General features: G+C 36.4%; 18 protein-coding genes and 1 pseudogene. 12 read left to right on the forward strand and 7 right to left on the reverse strand.

The genetic code is table 11. The features are described 5' to 3' along the window. Positions 1-106 precede the first annotated feature (106 nt). Complete coding sequence (locus EA365_14890) at positions 107-1,618, reverse strand: site-2 protease family protein (protein TVQ42526.1); 1,512 nt, start codon at positions 1,616-1,618, stop codon at positions 107-109. A gap of 198 nt (positions 1,619-1,816) precedes the next feature. Between EA365_14890 and hemJ the strand changes: the two genes are divergently transcribed. The 3 genes from hemJ (at position 1,817) to EA365_14905 (ending at position 3,210) form a co-directional block, all read left to right on the forward strand. Next, complete coding sequence (hemJ, locus tag EA365_14895; GenBank protein ID TVQ42527.1) at positions 1,817-2,383, forward strand: protoporphyrinogen oxidase HemJ; 567 nt, start codon at positions 1,817-1,819, stop codon at positions 2,381-2,383. A 37-nt stretch (positions 2,384-2,420) separates the two neighbouring features. Next, entirely contained in the window at positions 2,421-2,897 is a 477-nt protein-coding gene (locus EA365_14900; GenBank protein ID TVQ42528.1) for a DUF1817 domain-containing protein, read from the forward strand. An 88-nt stretch (positions 2,898-2,985) separates the two neighbouring features. Beyond that, complete coding sequence (locus EA365_14905; protein TVQ42542.1) at positions 2,986-3,210, forward strand: ferredoxin--nitrite reductase; 225 nt, start codon at positions 2,986-2,988, stop codon at positions 3,208-3,210. On the opposite strand, the gene rsmD is transcribed toward EA365_14905, so the two are convergent. Continuing rightward, positions 3,207-3,755, reverse strand: coding sequence for a 16S rRNA (guanine(966)-N(2))-methyltransferase RsmD (rsmD, locus tag EA365_14910; GenBank protein TVQ42529.1), 549 nt, complete (start codon positions 3,753-3,755; stop codon positions 3,207-3,209). The two genes, EA365_14905 and rsmD, sit on opposite strands and share 4 nt — an antisense overlap. Before the next feature lie 6 nt (positions 3,756-3,761). Beyond that, positions 3,762-4,388: an imidazole glycerol phosphate synthase subunit HisH gene (gene hisH / locus EA365_14915; protein TVQ42530.1), complete on the reverse strand. Its 627-nt coding sequence runs from the start codon at positions 4,386-4,388 to the stop codon at positions 3,762-3,764. Positions 4,389-4,460: 72 nt separating this feature from the next. Here hisH and EA365_14920 point away from each other — a divergent pair, with 72 nt between their 5' ends. From EA365_14920 to EA365_14940, 5 genes and pseudogenes are all read left to right on the forward strand, one after another. Next, positions 4,461-4,889 carry a hypothetical protein gene (locus EA365_14920; protein TVQ42531.1) on the forward strand — a complete coding sequence of 143 codons (429 nt, stop codon included), beginning with the start codon at positions 4,461-4,463 and terminating at the stop codon, positions 4,887-4,889. A 4-nt stretch (positions 4,890-4,893) separates the two neighbouring features. Further along, complete coding sequence (locus tag EA365_14925) at positions 4,894-5,409, forward strand: hemerythrin (GenBank protein TVQ42532.1); 516 nt, start codon at positions 4,894-4,896, stop codon at positions 5,407-5,409. A 102-nt stretch (positions 5,410-5,511) separates the two neighbouring features. Beyond that, entirely contained in the window at positions 5,512-7,158 is a 1,647-nt protein-coding gene (locus EA365_14930; GenBank protein TVQ42533.1) for an N-acyl-D-glucosamine 2-epimerase, read from the forward strand. A 67-nt stretch (positions 7,159-7,225) separates the two neighbouring features. Then, the gene (locus EA365_14935) at positions 7,226-8,644 is read left to right on the forward strand and encodes a hypothetical protein (protein ID TVQ42534.1); all 1,419 of its coding nucleotides are present in this window, start codon (positions 7,226-7,228) and stop codon (positions 8,642-8,644) included. A 1-nt stretch (position 8,645) separates the two neighbouring features. Continuing rightward, positions 8,646-9,013: pseudogene (locus tag EA365_14940) on the forward strand (putative toxin-antitoxin system toxin component, PIN family). Between the two features lie 29 nt (positions 9,014-9,042). On the opposite strand, the gene EA365_14945 reads toward EA365_14940, so the two are convergent. Beyond that, complete coding sequence (locus tag EA365_14945) at positions 9,043-9,585, reverse strand: thiol:disulfide interchange protein (GenBank protein ID TVQ42535.1); 543 nt, start codon at positions 9,583-9,585, stop codon at positions 9,043-9,045. A 113-nt stretch (positions 9,586-9,698) separates the two neighbouring features. Here EA365_14945 and EA365_14950 point away from each other — a divergent pair, with 113 nt between their 5' ends. Next, positions 9,699-10,469 (forward strand): class I SAM-dependent methyltransferase, encoded by a 771-nt coding sequence (locus EA365_14950; GenBank protein TVQ42536.1) that lies wholly within the window; start codon positions 9,699-9,701, stop codon positions 10,467-10,469. A 62-nt stretch (positions 10,470-10,531) separates the two neighbouring features. After that, entirely contained in the window at positions 10,532-12,619 is a 2,088-nt protein-coding gene (locus EA365_14955) for an elongation factor G (protein TVQ42537.1), read from the forward strand. Positions 12,620-12,625: 6 nt separating this feature from the next. Here EA365_14955 and EA365_14960 read toward each other — a convergent pair whose 3' ends face one another. From EA365_14960 to EA365_14970, 3 genes are all read right to left on the reverse strand, one after another. Continuing rightward, a complete protein-coding gene (locus EA365_14960; protein ID TVQ42538.1) occupies positions 12,626-13,894 on the reverse strand; it encodes a glycosyltransferase in 1,269 nt (422 codons plus the stop codon). Positions 13,895-14,183: 289 nt separating this feature from the next. Continuing rightward, positions 14,184-15,548 carry a 16S rRNA (cytosine(967)-C(5))-methyltransferase gene (locus EA365_14965; GenBank protein TVQ42539.1) on the reverse strand — a complete coding sequence of 455 codons (1,365 nt, stop codon included), beginning with the start codon at positions 15,546-15,548 and terminating at the stop codon, positions 14,184-14,186. 101 nt (positions 15,549-15,649) lie between these two features. Then, a complete protein-coding gene (locus EA365_14970; GenBank protein ID TVQ42543.1) occupies positions 15,650-16,723 on the reverse strand; it encodes an ABC transporter ATP-binding protein in 1,074 nt (357 codons plus the stop codon). Positions 16,724-16,791: 68 nt separating this feature from the next. On the opposite strand from EA365_14970, the gene EA365_14975 reads away from it, so the two are divergent. Together EA365_14975 and EA365_14980 are read left to right on the forward strand one after the other, a co-directional pair. Further along, positions 16,792-17,436 (forward strand): phosphorylase, encoded by a 645-nt coding sequence (locus EA365_14975; GenBank protein ID TVQ42540.1) that lies wholly within the window; start codon positions 16,792-16,794, stop codon positions 17,434-17,436. A gap of 3 nt (positions 17,437-17,439) precedes the next feature. Then, a complete protein-coding gene (locus EA365_14980; protein TVQ42541.1) occupies positions 17,440-18,321 on the forward strand; it encodes a lipid kinase in 882 nt (293 codons plus the stop codon). Positions 18,322-18,649 lie beyond the last annotated feature (328 nt).

Below are 18,649 nucleotides of genomic sequence, written 5' to 3' on the forward strand. Positions count from 1 at the left end.
TAATCCTACTGCGAACGGTCAATTTAGAGATATTCAAATCTTTGAACAAGTATAATAAATTTGTTTTCAGAATCCCCCTTGACTCGGGGGATTTTTTTAAGCACTTTTAGAAACCTAACCCTTTAGGTAAAGGAAGCAGAATTAGTAATAACAATAATAAAGATAGTAAACCCATGATATCTCTTTTATTATCTAATTCCGTTACATCGTTAAGGGCAGGGTGACTAGTAACTGGCATTAATAATAACATAATCCCCCAAATCAGAAAGATTGGTTGAATTAAAGGTGGTTGTACTATAGCTAGGATGAACATCAATAATCGCGTTATTTGTCCCACTACTATACCTTGATTTTGTCCTAACATCGCGTGGATGATTTGACCACCATCTAATTGTCCTACAGGAATAAGATTAAAAGCTGTGACTAATAAACCAATTAAACCTGCGATCGCTACTGGATGTAAATTGAGATAGACTCCAGATTGTAACTGATTTCCTAGAGCTATTTTAGCAAGAAAAGACATTAATAGGGAAAAACGAGGGTCTAAGGTAGTAAAGAATTCTAAAGAGTCAGAATTTTCTCGTAAATTCATCGCTGTTGCTGTATCAATCGTCTCAGACTGAGTTAATCCCCAAAGTAAGAGGGGTACAGTAACTAAAAAACCACCAATTGGTCCTGATATCGCTGTATCAAACAAAGCTTTACGATGGGGTGCAGGTGTTTGCATACGTATAAAAGCTCCTACAGTCCCCAAGAAAAAGGGAATAGGGATAAAATAGGGTAAAGTTACCTTGATTTTGTAATAAGTAGCTGTAAAATAATGACTCAGTTCGTGAACACCTAAGATTGCGATTAGACTAAGACTATAGGGTAACCCTCTTAATAGTAATGAGGGGTTATTTTGAAATTCCGCTGGACTTATCCCACTAAATTCTACGCCAATAACTGTAGTGGTAAATAGAGTTATAAACAGTAAACCCAAAGCTAGTGAAGGATTATCTAGAGATTCGCTACTTTTATCTTGTTTTTGCGCCCAAACGTTCGGAACTAAGGCAAAAAATGGCTGTCCCGAGAGACTCTCTTGAAATAAAAGTAAAAAGCGATCGCCGAACACTTTCTCAACGTTATATTTAATCGTTTGATAAGCTTCTTCTGGTAGAGTTTTTAGCTTACCTCGACAGAGAATCGCTTGAGGACGATAATCGATATTTTGTAAATAATAAACTCCCCAGGGAAAACAGTTGCGTAAAGCCGTTTCTTCCTTGGGGGAAATAGGTTTAATTGTTGTTTCTTGGGGTGGAGATTCACTCTCTAAAGCAACTGGTTGAGTTTCTTGTGGAGGTTGGGGTTTAGTTTTTACTTGGGGTTTAACACGTCCTAATTGTACTAACCAACCGTAAAGTAGGGGGGAAACGAAAAAAGGTGCAATTACTAACCAGGTAGGTAGAGGTTTATCGTTGCCAAAAATTAATAGCCAACCTGTCCAAACTAAAGCAGGTATCATAGTTACTAACCATAATAGCCACACAGGAGTTGTAGTTTGGTATTTTTTGGCGCTGTTATGCACAATATAATAACTAAGTAACCCTAGTAAGATTAACAGTAACCCATGTTCCATCCTAAAAAATCTCAATAATTGCTCACACCTTTATTATATCTTTAGAGAGTAATGTAGTATTTTAATGCTTTATGTATCATCTTTCATCGTTGCTTCTTGATTAATAGTACATAGGTACTGATTGAGGTGATAAACAAGAAGTATTTTTTTTGTCTCGTGTAAAATGGACTGGAGAGAAGATAATCGTCAATAAACACTATGTCATATTATTGGTTTAAAGCATTTCACTTAATCGGTGTGGTGGTTTGGTTTGCGGGTTTATTTTATCTAGTGCGTTTGTTTGTCTATCATGCTGAAGCTGCAACACAACCTGAACCCGCCCAAAGTATCTTAAAAACTCAATATGAACTAATGGAAAAGCGTCTGTATAATATCATCACCACTCCAGGAATGATTGTTACAGTAGCTATGGCTATTGGTTTAATTTCTGTAGAGCCTGAAATTATGAAGTCTGGTTGGCTACATATTAAATTGACTTTTGTGGCTCTACTATTAATTTATCATTTCTACTGTGGTAGAATCATGAGGAAATTAGCTAAGGGTGAATGTCAGTGGAGTGGTCAACAATTCCGCGCTCTTAATGAAGCCCCTACTGTATTATTAGTAGTTATTGTCCTGTTAGCTGTCTTTAAAAATTCTTTACCTCTAGACGCGACTACCTGGTTAATAGTTGCTTTGGTTATCGCTATGGCGGCTTCTATTCAACTCTACGCTAAAAAACGTCGTTTAGACCAGGAAAAATTGACCCAAATTAAACAACAGTAAATCTCTTACCCCCTTACTCAAGGGGGAAACAAAACAGATGACTATTTCTATAACCATTAATACTCAACAACTGCAAAATTTAGATCTATCTCCAGTCACAGACAAGATTGAACCATTATTAGCACAAGGGGCGATCGCTTCAGTTGAACAACAGTTAAATTTTGTGATTGACTACCCTAGAGAAGAAAGTGATCCTCGGGAAGTTTCAGAAATCCCTGAAGTTAGACTCTGGTTTATTCGTTTAGATAGCTGTTACCCTTGGTTACCTTTTTGTTTAGATTGGAAATCCGGAGAACTTCCCCGTTACGTGGCGATGTTAGTTCCCCATGAATTTAATCGCACTGAAGGAATTCAATACAACCCCGAAGCTTTAGCGATATTTATTACCCAAAAAAGCTTTATTCTCGCCGATTGGCTCAAAAAACAGCAAATTAACCCTAAGTCTCGTCTTAAATCTTTTGCCCAAATTTTTGGTTATGACCTAGAAGATAGTTTTTTAGATAGCATCTTCTAAGTTCACAGTACGATTTTATGCCAAAATGATAAGGTTGACTTGAAAAATCGGCAAAATGGTGACATTGGAACAAGAGAGAGAAACAGTTATGCAGATAGGCGATCGCGTGCGTGTAGTCACATCAGTTATTGTTTATCATCATCCTGAACATCGAAAACAACCTTTTGATCTTAAGGGTATGGAGGGAGAAATAGTTGAGATCATCACTGAATACGAAGGGAGACCAATTAGTGCTAATCTACCCCTCTTAGTTCAGTTTCAACCGAGATTTAAAGCTCATTTTCGCGAAACGGAACTAGAATTGATTTCTTAAGAGCTATTACTGGGGACGGTATAAAATGTTAAGCCAGTGTTACCGTAGTTTTTGCTACGAATCTGTTTTAACCCTGTAACAACTAAACTGTCTCCCCTCCTGGTATCATGCTCTACAGCAATCTCTCCTCCTAGAGTGAGTAAGTCTAATTTAGCGACTAAGTTTAACACTGGTTGATATAAATCACTCTCATAGGGAGGATCAAAATAAATTAACTCAAATTTCTCCTCTGTTAGAGTTTTAAGTTTACTGCGCGCATCTCCTTTAATAATTCGGAATAATTGACCAGTTTGGGCTATTTTTGTCCAATTTTCTTTAATTACTCCACAAGCACGCCCTGATTGTTCAATTCCTACCACTAATTGAGCACCACGTGATAAAGCTTCTGCACCCATCGCACCATTTCCCGCGCAAATATCTAGCCAACGACAATTATCTATTTTGTGTTGCCAAATATTAAATACCGCTTCTCTAACTCTAGCTGTAGTTGGTCTGGTTTCTCTTCCTGGTAAGGTTTTTAATTCTCTATTCCCGTAAATTCTCATCTTTTCTCATCTTTTGCTCACTCTCTTAACAAAGTTACTCAGAATCTGTAACCCAATGGTTGAGGATTTCTCGGGGTGAAATTGTAGGGCTTGTAGGTTGTCTAGAGCGATCGCTGCAGTTACGGTTTGACTACCATGGGTTACGGTGGCGGCGGTTACTTGATCATCCGCAGGCTGCACATAATAAGAATGGACAAAGTAAACGTAGGGGTTTTTGGGTAATCCCAACCAAAGATTTAAATCTATTTGTGTTAACGCTAGCTGATTCCACCCCATTTGCGGTATGGTTAAATTAGGCTCGGGGTAAAACCTTTTAACTTTACCTGGAATTACTCCTAAACCCTCTTCTTTTCCTTCCTCTGATGCTTCAAAGAGTATCTGCAATCCCAGACATATACCTAAAAAGGGCTTGCCATTGGCGATCGCCTCTTTGATGGGTTTTTCGAGATTGTGTTTACGAATTTGTTGCATCGCTGGATCAAATGCACCTACTCCTGGTAAAACTACCCCCGCGGCTTTGGCTATTTCCCTGCTAGAATCGGTTATTCGAGGTTTAGCCCCTGCTTCTTCTAAACCTTTGCAAGCAGAGTGTAAGTTTCCCATATCATAATCTATAACAGCAATTTCTACCATGCTTAATTAAATTTGGTTAGGTTGATTCATCTTATTATATTCTTTAAATTTAGACAATTTTGACAATGATTAATGACAGAACAATCACTAGACCAAACCGCCATTATTAATGAAATAGAAACCTTATTAGTTTATTATAGTTTTGAAGCCAAAGAGGATAGTTATAGTACTTTAATCAATAATTGGTTAACTCAATACTCACCTCAGTGGATTCGCTTAGCTGTACTTGAAGCTCTCTATCTAGGACGCTACAAAATAGCTTCTATAGAACAGATTTTAGCTTCTTGGAGCAGAAAAGGTAACTATACCCTAAGGTTTAATCATGATTTTGAGTCTTTGATTTGTCGTAATATTGTTAAAAAAATAACTCAAAAAACAACTAATCAGTCTCCCAACAAACTTAAACCTGTTACCTCGATTCCGCAATTTCAACCAGATTTATCAACCTCTGATTTTTTTTTAAAACTTAAATCAGTTGCACAATTTTCCTTAGATAATTAACATCATGACTATTGCATATTGGCACGAAGAATATTGTACAGGTAATTCTCTTGTTGATGAACAACATCAAAATCTCTTTAAAATTGTTAATACCTTACATGATGCTATGATGCAAGGAAAGGGGAAACAGATCCTAAAACAAACTCTAGATGAACTAATTAAATATACTATTGATCACTTTACTACTGAAGAAAAATTAATGCTCCAGTATAGTTATCCTTACTATAAAGATCATAAACGTAAACACGACGAACTTACTGATAAAGTTTCTAATTTAGCCGAAGAATTCACCGAAGGTAATATTTTACTTAATGCTGAAGTGCTCCATTTTCTCAATGAATGGTTAATCCATCATATCAAAGGAGAAGACCTCGCTATGATTAATTTTATTCGTAAAAAACACGATTTACCTGTATCTGAATATTCTCAAAAAGATTATCATCAAAACGCGTTAGCTAAGATAGAAGAAGCTCAAGCTTTAATTGAACAGCTTAAAAAATCTCTGAAATCTAAATCATGATGTAAGTAGTGCTAAATAAGCGTTAATTTAACTCTCCACTTGGATACTTAAATCTTGCTTGATTTTATGATAAACTAATCATGATTAATTAATAATTTAATTATGAACAGTAAAAGTAAATTTGTTACTCTAGTTTTATCTAGTATATTTTCCTTGTTAGTTACCGAACAAGGGGTTTATAGTACCGAAAGAGAGTCTCCTACTGGGGAGGATTGGTTAGAACATGTCAGAGAAGACCTTAACCCCTGGTGGAATCAACCCGCAGCTTGGGGAGATCCCATTGGTAATTATCCTTCTTATCGTTGTGATAATGGAGAAGTTGTTGACACAAGTAGCTTTTTATGTTATCCGTATAATGTTGTCAATTCTCATCATTACGTCAACAATAAAGTTATCGTTAGTCATTCTCGTCAAATTTACACCTATGGTGCAGCTTATCAGTTAACAGGAAATCCCGAATTTCTGAGTTTAGCTAAAGCAGGTGTCGATTGGTTGTTAGAGAATGGAATAGATCGAGAAAAGGGCGGTACTTATCATATCACCAATAATCCTAATATAGATCCCTTAAGACGTAATGCTCAGCAACAAGCCTACGCAATACAGGGTTTAACTTTTTATTATTATTTAACTGGAGATAAACAAATTCTCAGAGAAATTAATCAATTGCATAATCATATTGTTGATAATTACTATGATTTTGATAATAAGAGAATTAAGATGTTTCCCGATGAGGTTGAAGCAGAATCAATCACCAGAATTCAAGACCCATTAGATCAACTCAATTCCTATTTATTACTATTAGCTTCTGTTGCTCCCGAAAGACAACAAAGAAGATATACCAGACAATTAGTTAGTATCTCTAATATACTCATTTCTGAATTTTATAGTCCTGAAGATAATATTTTTTGGGACAGAATAGACGAACCAGAACAACAAACCTTAGCTCCAGGTAATGCTAATTATGGTAACTCAATTAAGGCAATGTGGATGATTTATTTAACGGGTAAATTAGCCGATAATCAAGAATTAATTGAGTTTGGGGAGACTAATATACCTAGATTATTAGCACAAGCTTATGATCAAGAATCGGGGACATGGACAAACGCACCCTATCTTAACGAAGAGGGAGAAAGAGTAAACGATTTAGAGAAAAGTTGGTGGATATATGCTGTCTTCAATCAAACCGCGGGTACATTAAGTTTAGAAGATGATAGCTTGATGGATACTTATCTAAATTCTACGATTAATTGGTGGTTTGAAAATATGGTAGATAGGGAACATTATGAGGTCTGGAATACTTTAACCTATCCTGAATTAGAACCAATTAAACAGAAACAATACCCTTGGAAAAATGGCTATCATAGTTATGAACACGCTTTAGTAGGATATATAACTTCTCAGGGAACAGCAGGAGAACCCGTAGAATTATATTTTGCCCCTAAAAGAGTGCTAGGTGCTGAATTTAGACCCTATTATTTTAGTGGTGATATTGTTGAAGTAGAAGTCTCTAGAATGCCATTTTTAGAACAAGATAATTTCCCTGATATTAGTAGGTATAGACAGGCTTTAGTGACCTTTGATAATATTGGTTTAAACACAGCTATAAATCGTCGCAATGATCTAGTTTTTAGTACTTTTGATGAGGTACAGTTATTAGATGAACCCACTACAGTACCAGAACCTGTAACTATTTTGGCTACAATTTTTGTGGCAGTAATCATACCAGTAATGGGTCAACATAAAAAGTAAAAATTAATACTTTGATTTGCCTGAAATAACCTTATATTAAGCAGAGACAATAAACCATTTAAAAATTATGCAATATTACTCAAGATTGTCTCAACTAATGACAGGTATAGCCACCATTTCTTTGGGACTACTTACATTTTCTCCAGTCAGAGCTAGTGATTTATTGTTAGTAGGAGGAGCTTGGGAATATCCCGCGACAGGAGATCCTTATGGAACAAGCATGTATGATGTAGTTGTACAAAAAGGAGGAGGTGAGAGGAATGCAATTATTAGAATTTTTACTACAGCTTCAGGTAGTGGAGAATCAGCTCAACGTAATGGGGGTTTTTGGGTAGATGATTTCTTGGATTTGTATGACCAAAGATACCCAGGAGTTACACCAAATGTAGAATGGGTAGAATTCCATATTGATAATTGTGCTGGTTTAAAAAATCAAAGTAGTTCTACAGTAATCAATCAGATAAGCGAATCAACAGCCATTGTCTTTGGAGGAGGAGATCAATCCTTAATTACAGAATGCTTTTTTAATGAAGATGCAGTTACACAGACTCGCACTACTACTCCAGTTTATGATGCTTTGGTAGATAAATTTACCAACGACAATATTATCATAGCAGGTACGAGTGCAGGAACAGCTGTACAGTCGGGAATTCCCATGATTACTGAAGGAGAAAGTTATCAAGCTCTTCTAGAGTCTCCCATTGCTTTAGTAGGTACTCCCCCAATATCTAGGGAACTCTACTATAATCCTCTAGGAGGGTTAGGTTTATTTCCCTATGCTACTCTAGATACTCATTTCAGTGAGAGAGGAAGACAAGGAAGAATAATCCGTTTAGCAGCAGCTACAAATATGGGTTTAGCCATTGGAATTGATGAAAATACTGGATTATTGGTAACAGATGTTGGGGGAGTTAATGAGTCTGCTAAGGTATTAGGAGAAAATGGAGTTAATATCTTTAATCTGTCTAATGCTGTGGTTAACTCTGAGGGAGGTTATTTTGGTATTGAAGAAGTATCTTTTAGTTATTTAACTGAGGGAGATTTTTATAATTTTAGGAGTAATATCGCTTCCTTCCCTAGTAAAACCGTTTTAGCTTGCGATCCTAGTCAAACTGTTTCCCCATCTCAAGATATTTTCAGTTATCGTTCTACACCAGGAGAAGGGGGAAATCGTGATAATCCCCGAGAATTTGTTAATGTAGCTTTAGCTTTAACTGAAAGTTGCGATGTAACCACTCAAGGGAGAAGTTTTGAAACTAATCCTGTCGCTTTTGAAGTATTTATGACTAAAGAAGCTAATTTTCAGGGATACTCAGGAGTAGATAGTCAAGGAGAAACGAGAATTTCTTTGAACAATTTAGCTATTAGTATTCAGTCAGATCAAGAAACAACCTCAGTACCTGAGTCTAATCCCGCGATTAGTTTATTAGGGTTGGGATTGTTGGGAATGGTTGTTAAAACAGTGAAAAAAATAGCTAAATACTAATATTCTTATTAGTTCTGTTTTATTGCCCAATAGTAAACCCAATATTGCTTTTAAAAAAGCTCAACAATTAGGAATTATTATCGTATCTCCTACTACTTGGCAAGAACTAGAAAATGTCTTATTTAGACCCAAATTTGAGCACTAGATTAGCCTTGACGAACGGAAACAATTTTTATTATATTTATCTGAAAAATGGACTTTAGGACAGATATTTTTCGAGAGCCTAAAGATAATAAATATTGAGAATTAGCCGTTAATGGTCAAGCAGAATCAATCATTACAGACGATCAAGATTTACTCATTTTACATCCTTTTCAATCAATTAAGATTATTACAGTTAATGATTTTTTACTCAGGGATTTTAACTAGATTTAACTTTTAAGTAAGATGACAACTTGTCAAACTCCATGACTGCGAGGATCTTCAGGTATGGTTTTTTTATTGTTGACTGGTGGGTTAAATTGAGAAGTTTGACCAAGAGAGTAACTATGGGGTATGGGTAAATTAGCTGTCAAAGCGTCTAAATTTTCTGTCATAACTGTGAGAGGTTGTTCGCCAATAGTTTGGGCGATCGCCTCTCCTTGCTCGTCTAAGAAGATAAAATGAGGGATACCATCAACGCGATAACGCAACACTTCTGGTAACCATTTGGGGTTATCCACGTTTAACATGACAAAATCTACAGACTGAGCATATTTTTGTTTTAAGATGGCTAAATCAGGGGCCATAGTTTGACAACTAGTGCACCAATCAGCGTAAAATTCCACTAGAGTAGGCTTACCATCAGTCAGAGCGATATCTAAATCTACTGATTGTTGAGCCTGAGCTTCTAGGGAACTGGAATTATTACCACTACTACCGATAAAAATAGCTACACTTAAAGCGATCGCCGTAGTAGCGAGGAGAATATTTCTGACCTTTGTTCCGGGATTATCACTCATCAGGGTTGGTTGGGCTAGTTTTTTCCTTAATTATAACTATAATCTATTGCTAATTTTTCTGTTTACGTAGATAATGTGAACATGACTAACAGCCAAATATAGGGTACTTATCTATGACTAATGCGTTGATTAACATTGATTTCCAAAAAGACAATTTTAATAAAGCTTATGAAAAAGTTATCATCAATAATACCTTTTTTGAGCAAGATGCATATTATCTGAATTATAAATCTAGATATTTAAATACAATCAAAGCTCTAAGTAAATTAAATTTACCAATATCTAGTAATATTTTAGAAATTAGTGGTGGACAGATTAGCCTATTATTGAAAGAAATGTACAATCTCAACTGCACAGTTGTAGATGTTAACGATAAATATGAAACAGGAATCATAGAAAATGGTATAGATTTTTGTGTATGTGATTTACTGCACGATGATATACCAGGAGAAAATCAATATGATTTAATAGTTATGTGTGAAGTAATAGAACACTTAACTGTACCTCCGGATTGGACTTTTAAAAAACTGAAAAAACATTTAAAACCAGGCGGTTGGTTATTATTAACAACCCCCAATTTTTATAGGTTTAGAAACTTAGTTAGAATGGTACTGGGTATCGAAATATTTTGTCCATTTTTTCAACCAGAAAGAGGACAAGGAATTGGACACTTTATAGAATACAGCAAAGAAAACTTGGAATGGTCTCTAGAAAAAGCAGGATTTGAGTCAATCACAATTGAACACAAGCAGCTTGATTTTTCTGGTGCAACAACGTTAGCAAAATTAGCTAGAATAATAAGCAGCCCTTTATTTATACGCCCTCTTTGGCGAGACAATTTAGTAGCAACAGCACAAAAACCGAATAACTCTGTATTAAGTTAATTATAATGACCCTTAGTTACACTAGTTATTCAAAAAACAACTAAATCACAGAATACACAAACATGAAAGACCTCTCACTCTATCGTAACATCGGTATTTTTGCTCACGTTGACGCAGGTAAAACCACCACCACAGAAAGAATCCTCAAATTAACAGGAAAAATTCACAAAATTGGTGAAGTACACGAAGGTGCAGCAACCACAGACTTCATGGAGCAAGAACAAGAGCGTGGGATCACTATTCAATCAGCTGCAACCACCTGTTATTGGAAAGATCATCAATTTAACATCATCGATACACCCGGTCACGTTGACTTTACAATCGAGGTATATCGTTCTCTAAAAGTTCTCGACGGTGGAATCGGCGTTTTTTGTGGTTCTGGTGGAGTTGAACCCCAGTCAGAAACTAACTGGCGTTATGCTAATGATTCTAAAGTAGCTCGGATTATTTACGTCAATAAATTAGACCGTCTCGGTGCAGATTTTTACAGAGTAGTTCAACAAGTTAAAGATGTTCTAGGAGCAAAACCATTAGTAATGGTACTACCTATCGGGGTAGAAGAACAATTCTGTGGAGTAGTGGACTTACTTACTCGTAAAGCTTGGATTTGGGATGATTCGGGAGATCCAGAAAAATACGAAATCAAAGATGTCCCCGCAGATATGGTAGATGAGGTAGAAAAATACCGCGAAATGTTAGTTGAAATGGCGGTAGAAGAAGATGACGAAATGATGGAAAAATACCTCGAGGGAGAAGAAATCTCTATAGAAGAACTCAAGCAATGTATCCGTAAAGGTACACGAGAGTTACATTTCTTCCCTACCTATTGTGGTTCATCCTTTAAAAACAAAGGTGTACAATTAGTTCTCGATGGAGTAGTTGATTATCTCCCCGCTCCTGCTGAGGTCAACCCTCAACTAGAAATGGACTTAGAAGGACATCCTACAGGTGGGGTTGCTTATGTAGATCCAGAAAAACCCTTGCGCGCTTTAGCTTTCAAAATTATGGACGATCGCTTTGGTGCTCTAACCTTTGTGCGTATTTATTCTGGTAAAATTAATAAAGGCGATAACGTACTCAATACCGCTACTGGTAAAACAGAAAGGGTTGGTCGTATGGTGGAAATGCACGCTAACGATCGCCAAGAAATCGAATCAGCTCAAGCAGGTGATATCATCGCGATCGTCGGTATGAAAAATGTTCAAACAGGACACACTATCGCTGATCCTAAAAACCCCGCAACCCTCGAACCCATGGTCTTCCCTGACCCCGTTATTTCTGTAGCTATTAAACCTAAGCAAAAGGGTGGTAACGAGAAAATGGGTATGGCTATTAGTAAAATGGTACAAGAAGACCCCTCTTTCCGCGTGGAAACCGACGAAGAAAGCGGCGAAACCATTATTAAGGGTATGGGTGAACTGCATCTAGATATTAAAGTGGATATTCTCCGACGCACCTATGGTGTAGATGTAGAAGTGGGTAAACCTCAAGTAGCTTATCGTGAATCTATCACTAAACGCATTGAAGATAGCTATACCCATAAGAAACAGTCAGGGGGTTCTGGTCAATATGGTAAGATTGACTACGTACTCGAACCTGGAGAACCTGGTAGTGGCTTCCAATTTGAATCTAAGGTAACAGGAGGTAATGTACCTAGAGAATATTGGCCCGCTGTGCAAAAAGGCTTTGAAACCAGTATCGTTAAAGGTATGTTAGCGGGTTATCCTTGTGTAGATATGAAGGTAACCCTCACAGATGGTGCTTTCCACCCCGTTGACTCCTCGGCGATCGCTTTTGAAATCGCAGCTAAAGCAGGTTATCGTCAATCTTTCCCTAAAGCTGCTCCCCAAATCCTCGAACCAATTATGAAGGTGGACGTCTTTACCCCTGATGACCACATGGGAGATGTTATCGGTGACCTTAACCGTCGTCGTGGTATAATTAAATCTCAAGACAAAACACCTATGGGGGTTCGCGTTAAAGCTGATGCTCCTTTGAGTGAAATGTTCGGTTATATCGGTGATTTACGTACTATGACTTCAGGACGTGGTCAGTTTTCCATGGAATTTTCTCATTATGCTCCTTGTCCTGCTAATGTAGCAGAAACTGTAATCAAAGAAGCAAAAGAACGTCAGGAAGCTGCGTCTTAATCCTGTTTAATCCTGGGGTAATTTGACCAGGATATTTATATATTCTTGTGCTACTTCTCGCCAAGTCCAATGACTAAAACGTCGTTCAATTTCTGACTGTGATAGTCTCTGTTGGGGGTGAAGTAGCATTTTTTCCATTAATTTAGCCAGAGTCTCAGCATCACCAGGAGGGAAAAATTCCACGCGATCGCTACATTGATATAATTCTACTTGCTCATGAAAAACATCTAAATCACTGGCAATTACTGGTAATCCTCTAGTGACTGCTTCTGAAATAGCTAACCCAAATCCTTCATAAATAGAAGGCATTACTACACATAAGCTTTTTGCGTAACTTTTTTCTACTTGCTCTAGTTCCCCATATCCTAACCCCACAAAATATCTTTGGATAACTTCTTGATTTTCTTGATAAATTTCGGCATATTCTCTTAAATATTGTTGATATTCTTGAGACTCTTTTTGTTGGGATAAGTCTAAATCTCCTTTTACTAGTTTATCCGTTTCTTTTCCTGTTAAGAGTATTTGAAAATTGAGTTGTTTTTCTGCTAGAAGTAATCCCGCTTTTATCAGGGTTAAATGGTCTTTATAAATACTAAAAGAAGAAGGAAAATAAAAGATATTTTCTGGTTGAATAGACTCACAAACACTAATACTATAACCAGCCAAAGGAACAGGGCTTATTTTATCAGTAAAGCCTGGAAATTTTTTATTAATCTCTTGTTTAGTTTTAGCTGAAATAGTAACAATATGATTAGCTTTTTTTAACCAATTTAATAAAGAATTATCATAAATATTTTGATATTCTTTGGAATATTTTAAAGGAGCACAACGCCAGAATAAATCATAACTGACCATTGCTAAAGGTATATTGAGATTTGGACATCTCATTTTATTAGCAAGTAGATATAAACAGTAATTAGCTTGATATTTATTACTTAAAAAAATAATTTTTTTATCATAATTTATTTTTTCAGTTAATGAGTTTAAATATTGTGATAATTTAGTAAGATTAAGAGCTTCTGCTAGATTAATAAATCTATTAATTAAACCAATTTGACGTAACTTATTGAGATGATTAACATCGGCCCAACCAAAATATTCATAAACAAGAGAATCATTCTCAGGTAATTTAGTCCGAAAATAGTTAATAGTTTTAGGAGAAGCAACAATAATAACCTGCTCTAACTGTTGACTAAATTCAGTAATCAGAGCCAGCATAACCTTTTCTACTCCACCAGGTACATAATAAGGAATAGGAATAATTAATTTAAGCATAATCTAATGTAAGTTCGCTTTTAGGTTTTAGGTGCTATTATTTGTATGTAAGTGGTCGGACAAAATTAATATTAACTGTGAAGGTAAGAAATAGTAAAGATTTCAGCCTTATTAACAAAAGTTAACTTATTTACTTTTATTTATGTCCAGGTATAGCAGTACAAGCTAAGGTGTTTGACATTTTAAAATCATGAAACCCATTACTAATCTACCTTTTGCCTCTTGCCTCTTGCCTGCGCGTAGCGCTATAATTATAATACTCTTTTATGAGTGCATGAGTACCTCATTCTTAACTCTTAATTCTTAATTTTTCAGAAGTTAATCTAACCATAAAGAAACCATCCATATCTCGTTGATGGGGCCAAATTTTGCACCAACCCTCGGGAGTCATAAAAGTATTTAACCAAGAATCTTGACTAGGAGTATCAATACACCAATTGGGATGTTGATCAAGAAAGTCTTGGATGATAGCTTCATTTTCGGGAGGATTAATAGTGCAGGTAGCGTAAACTAGTTTACCTCCTGGTTTGACCCAACTAGCCCCTTGAGCTAATAATTGTGCTTGTAGAGTGGTTAAAGTAGTTATTTGCTCGGGTGTTTGACGCCAACGTAAATCAGGTCGTTTATGTAGTGTCCCATTTCCTGAACAGGGAGCATCTACTAAAACTCTATCTGCGTCTTGGGGAAATTGAGTAGTGCTACTATCGAGGTTATGAATAGAGATAGAATTAAGTTGTAACCGTTGGGCATTTTCTTTAACTTTTGTTAAACGAGAGCGAGAGCGATCGCAAGCCCAAACCTCTCCTATATCCCCCATTAATTCAGCGATATGAGTTGTTTTACCCCCAGGGGCACCACAAGCATCAATAATCTTTTCTCCCTGTTGAGGATCGAGTAAATGAGTCACTAGTTGAGCACTACTATCTTGCACCATCCACCAACCCTGAGTATAACCTGGTAATTGAGTTAGAGATCCTCTAGAATTATGAATACGTAAAGCTTGGGGTAGAGAGTCAACCCGTGAGACATTTAATCCTTGGTTAGTTAAAACTGCTGCTAAATCATCTACAGAAGTTTTGAGAATATTAACTCGTAAATCTAGACTAGGAGATTGATTAAACCATTGACAGAGTAATTCTGTTTCTATTTCTCCTAACATAGAGAGCCAATTTTCAATTAACCAATCCGGGAAACTATAGAGAATCCCGAGACGTTGTATATTATTATCTGGTAATTCTAAAGGGGTTTGTTGTCGTTGATAATTGCGCAATAAACCATTGACTACTCCTGATAACCCAGTAAAGCCAAATTTTTTAGCCAATTCTACGCTACTACTTACAGCGATCGCTCCTATCACCTGATCTAGATAAGTGAGTTGATATAATCCCAAATGAAGAATTATTCTCAATTCTGGTGGTTGTTGGTGAGCTTTTTTTTTCCCTAATTGGTCAATAATAGCATCTAGATATCTTTGTCTTCTGACTACTCCATAGACTAACTCACAGACTAGATTCTTAGATTTTGGGCTTAAATCACTCTTTTTTAAGACTCTTTCCAAAGCTATATCGCTATAAGCGTTATTAAGGTAGATTTGACGTAAACTTAAAAAGGCTAATTCTCTAATTTGCTCATCTGGTTGTTGAATATTGCTCATTTTGCTAGGGTAAAACGCATTTAAAATGCCTTTTAGCAGGGAATAGGGGAGAGATTTTTAGGCGAGACAAGGGTTTTAAGAATATTTGATCTAAGTGCATATTAACTTATCATCTCAGATCTAGGAAAAACTCGCAAAGATTCTGGATCAATAGTTAGCTTTACTCTCATTCCTACGGATAGATTGGTATTGATAGGGGTTAAAGCGTGTATTCTTCTTCCTGAAGGTGTTTGTAAACAATAGCGGTATTCTCTCCCGAGAAAATGACGTTCAGCGATAACTACTGGTGCGCTTTGGTCGGGTTTTAGCTGTATATCTTCTTGACGTAGCATTACTTCCGCTTCTTGACTTAATTTCGGGGTTTCTTCCAGGGTTAAGTCACCTATTTCGGTTTTCCAGTAACTTCCCTCTTTTTTCGCAGGGACAAAATTCGCTTGGGTTACAAACTCTGCCACAAAACGAGAAGCGGGTTGACTATAGACTATTTCGGGTGCGTCGATTTGTTCTATTTTACCTTGGCGCATAACTGCAATTTTATCAGACACCGCTAAAGCTTCTTCTTGATCATGAGTAACGAAGACTCCCGCGATTCCTGTAGCTTTAAGGATATTGCGTATTTCGTGTCGTAGAGTTTCCCTAATTTGTACATCTAAATTGCTTAATGGTTCATCAAGTAATATAAGTGCAGGTTTGGGTGCTAGTGCTCTGGCTAAAGCTATGCGCTGTTGTTGTCCTCCTGAAAGTTGATGAGGGTAGCGTTTTTCTAATCCCGAAAGGTTAACTATTCCTAGGGTTTCTTTGACTCTTTGTTTAATCTCTACACGAGAGAGGTTTTTAGCTTTGACTTTGAGTCCAAAAGCGATATTTTCTTCTATAGTGAGGTGGGGGAAAAGTGCGTAATCTTGGAAAACCATACCAGTGTTGCGCTGTTCAGGAGGTATGTTGATTTGATTAGAAAATACTACTGTATCGGCGATTTGGACTGTACCTGTATTGGGTTGCTCAAATCCTGCGATGATTCTGAGTAATGTTGTTTTACCACAACCTGATGGTCCTAGTAATCCTAATAACTCTCCTTGGGCTAAATTAAAGCTGATTTTTGTTAATACTGGTTGGTTTTGGGAGGAGAATTGTTTAGTTACTTGGTCTAGGGTTAAGATAGAAGCTTGATTCATCGCTCGGAATATTTCTAATTGTTTATTTAAAATTTTTCTCAACAAACTCATCATAGCATAATCATTTAATGTTCAAACAAATTGAAGCAATCTTAGTAACGAAAGGCGCAGAATATGCCGCAGTCTGTCATGGACTACAAAAAACCAGGGCTAAGGTTAAAGTTATCCCCATTCCTATGGGTGTGAGTGGGTTAAGAAATTATCTACAAACTGCGAGATTAACTCAACAGAGGGTTTTATTATTGGGTTTAGCAGGAAGCCTCAACCCTAAGTATCGTTTAGGAAATATAGTTATCTATCAGAGTTGTTGTTATCAAACTCCTTCAGGGGAATTGTTAGAGAGAGAATGTCAGCAAATACCCAAGAGGTTATCGGGAAGTTTAGTCAAAGGGTTAACCTGCGATCGCTTAGTGCATACTAGTTTAGCTAAAACTGAACTAAGCTTACATACAGGTGCAGATGTAGTGGATATGGAAAGTTGGTTGATTAGAGAAACCTTTCCGGAGGTAGCTATTGTCAGAGTAATTAGCGATAATTATGAGCAAAACTTACCTGATCTCAATTTAGCCTTAGATAGTCAAGGAAATCTTAACCCTTTTTCCCTGGCTTTGAGGATGAGTCAAAAACCTATAGCTTCTGGGAGACTGATAATTAGTTCTCTCAAAGCTTTAAAAGTACTGCAAACAACCACTACTGCACTGTTTTTAGAATAAATTATGTCTAAAAAAGCCTTATTATTAATTAATCCTCGCTCTCGCCAGGGAAAAAAACAGTTTAAACTAGCTGTAGATATTCTTCATGAGCTTGATTTTGAGTTAGTGGTTATTCCTTGTAATCATCCTCAAGAAATCCCAGAGATTATCAACCAACAAGCTGATAATGTGGATTTAGTGATTATTGGTGGGGGAGATGGAACTCTTAATCTAGCGGTTGATAGTTTAGTGACTCATAATCTCCCTTTAGGTATTTTACCCATGGGTACTGCTAATGATTTAGCTCGTACTCTAGGTATTCCTTTAGGGATTAAAGAAGCTTGTCAGGTAATAGCTTCGGGTAAGGTTGATGATATTGATTTGGGTTGGGTTAATGGTAAATATTTTTTTAATGTAGCTAGTTTAGGTTTAAGTGTCAAAATTACTGAAAATCTTTCTTATCAAGCTAAACGTCGTTGGGGTACTTTAGCTTATCTAATTACTGCTATCAAAGTTATTCGTAATAGTATTCCTTTTGAGGTTGAAATTATTATAGGCGATACTTCTGTCTCTGTCAAAACTATCCAAGTTGCTGTAGGTAATGGCTGTTATTATGGTGGGGGAATGGCTGTAGCTAAAGATGCTAAAATTAATGACCAACGTTTAGATTTATATAGTTTAGAGTTAGAAAATTGGTGGCAAATTTTCCCTTTGATTTGGACTTTACCCCAGGGAGGACACGATATTTTACCCTGGGTGCGAACCCTTCAAGCTTACCCTTCTCAAAGCATTATTATTAAGTCTCCTAAACCTTTAACCATCAATACCGATGGAGAGTTGACCGTTACTACTCCTGCTACTTTTAAGGTTATTCCTCAAGCCTTGAGAGTATTTATATCTAATTAAATAAGTAGTGTAATTACTTAAAACCTTATTAATTATCTAAACATATTAAGTATTCTTACTTTTTACAATTCCCACTAATTATTCCATCCTAGAAACAGGGAATCAATATACTAATTGCTGGACTTTTATATAAGTAAAACAAATATACTATCGACAAGATGTCAATAATTTCTAATCAATAAATTGTTCTCAAAATGTTCGCAATTGCTATATCGAACTATAAAAGTTATTTTTGGACAAAAAGCTATGAGTATTAACATAACAACTACCAATAGTCAACAAGAAATTGAGGTACAAGGTTTTCCTGATACACTAGGTCCTATTACAG

This window comes from Gloeocapsa sp. DLM2.Bin57 (genome assembly GCA_007693955.1).
Taxonomy (GTDB): Bacteria; Cyanobacteriota; Cyanobacteriia; order Cyanobacteriales; family Gloeocapsaceae; genus Gloeocapsa.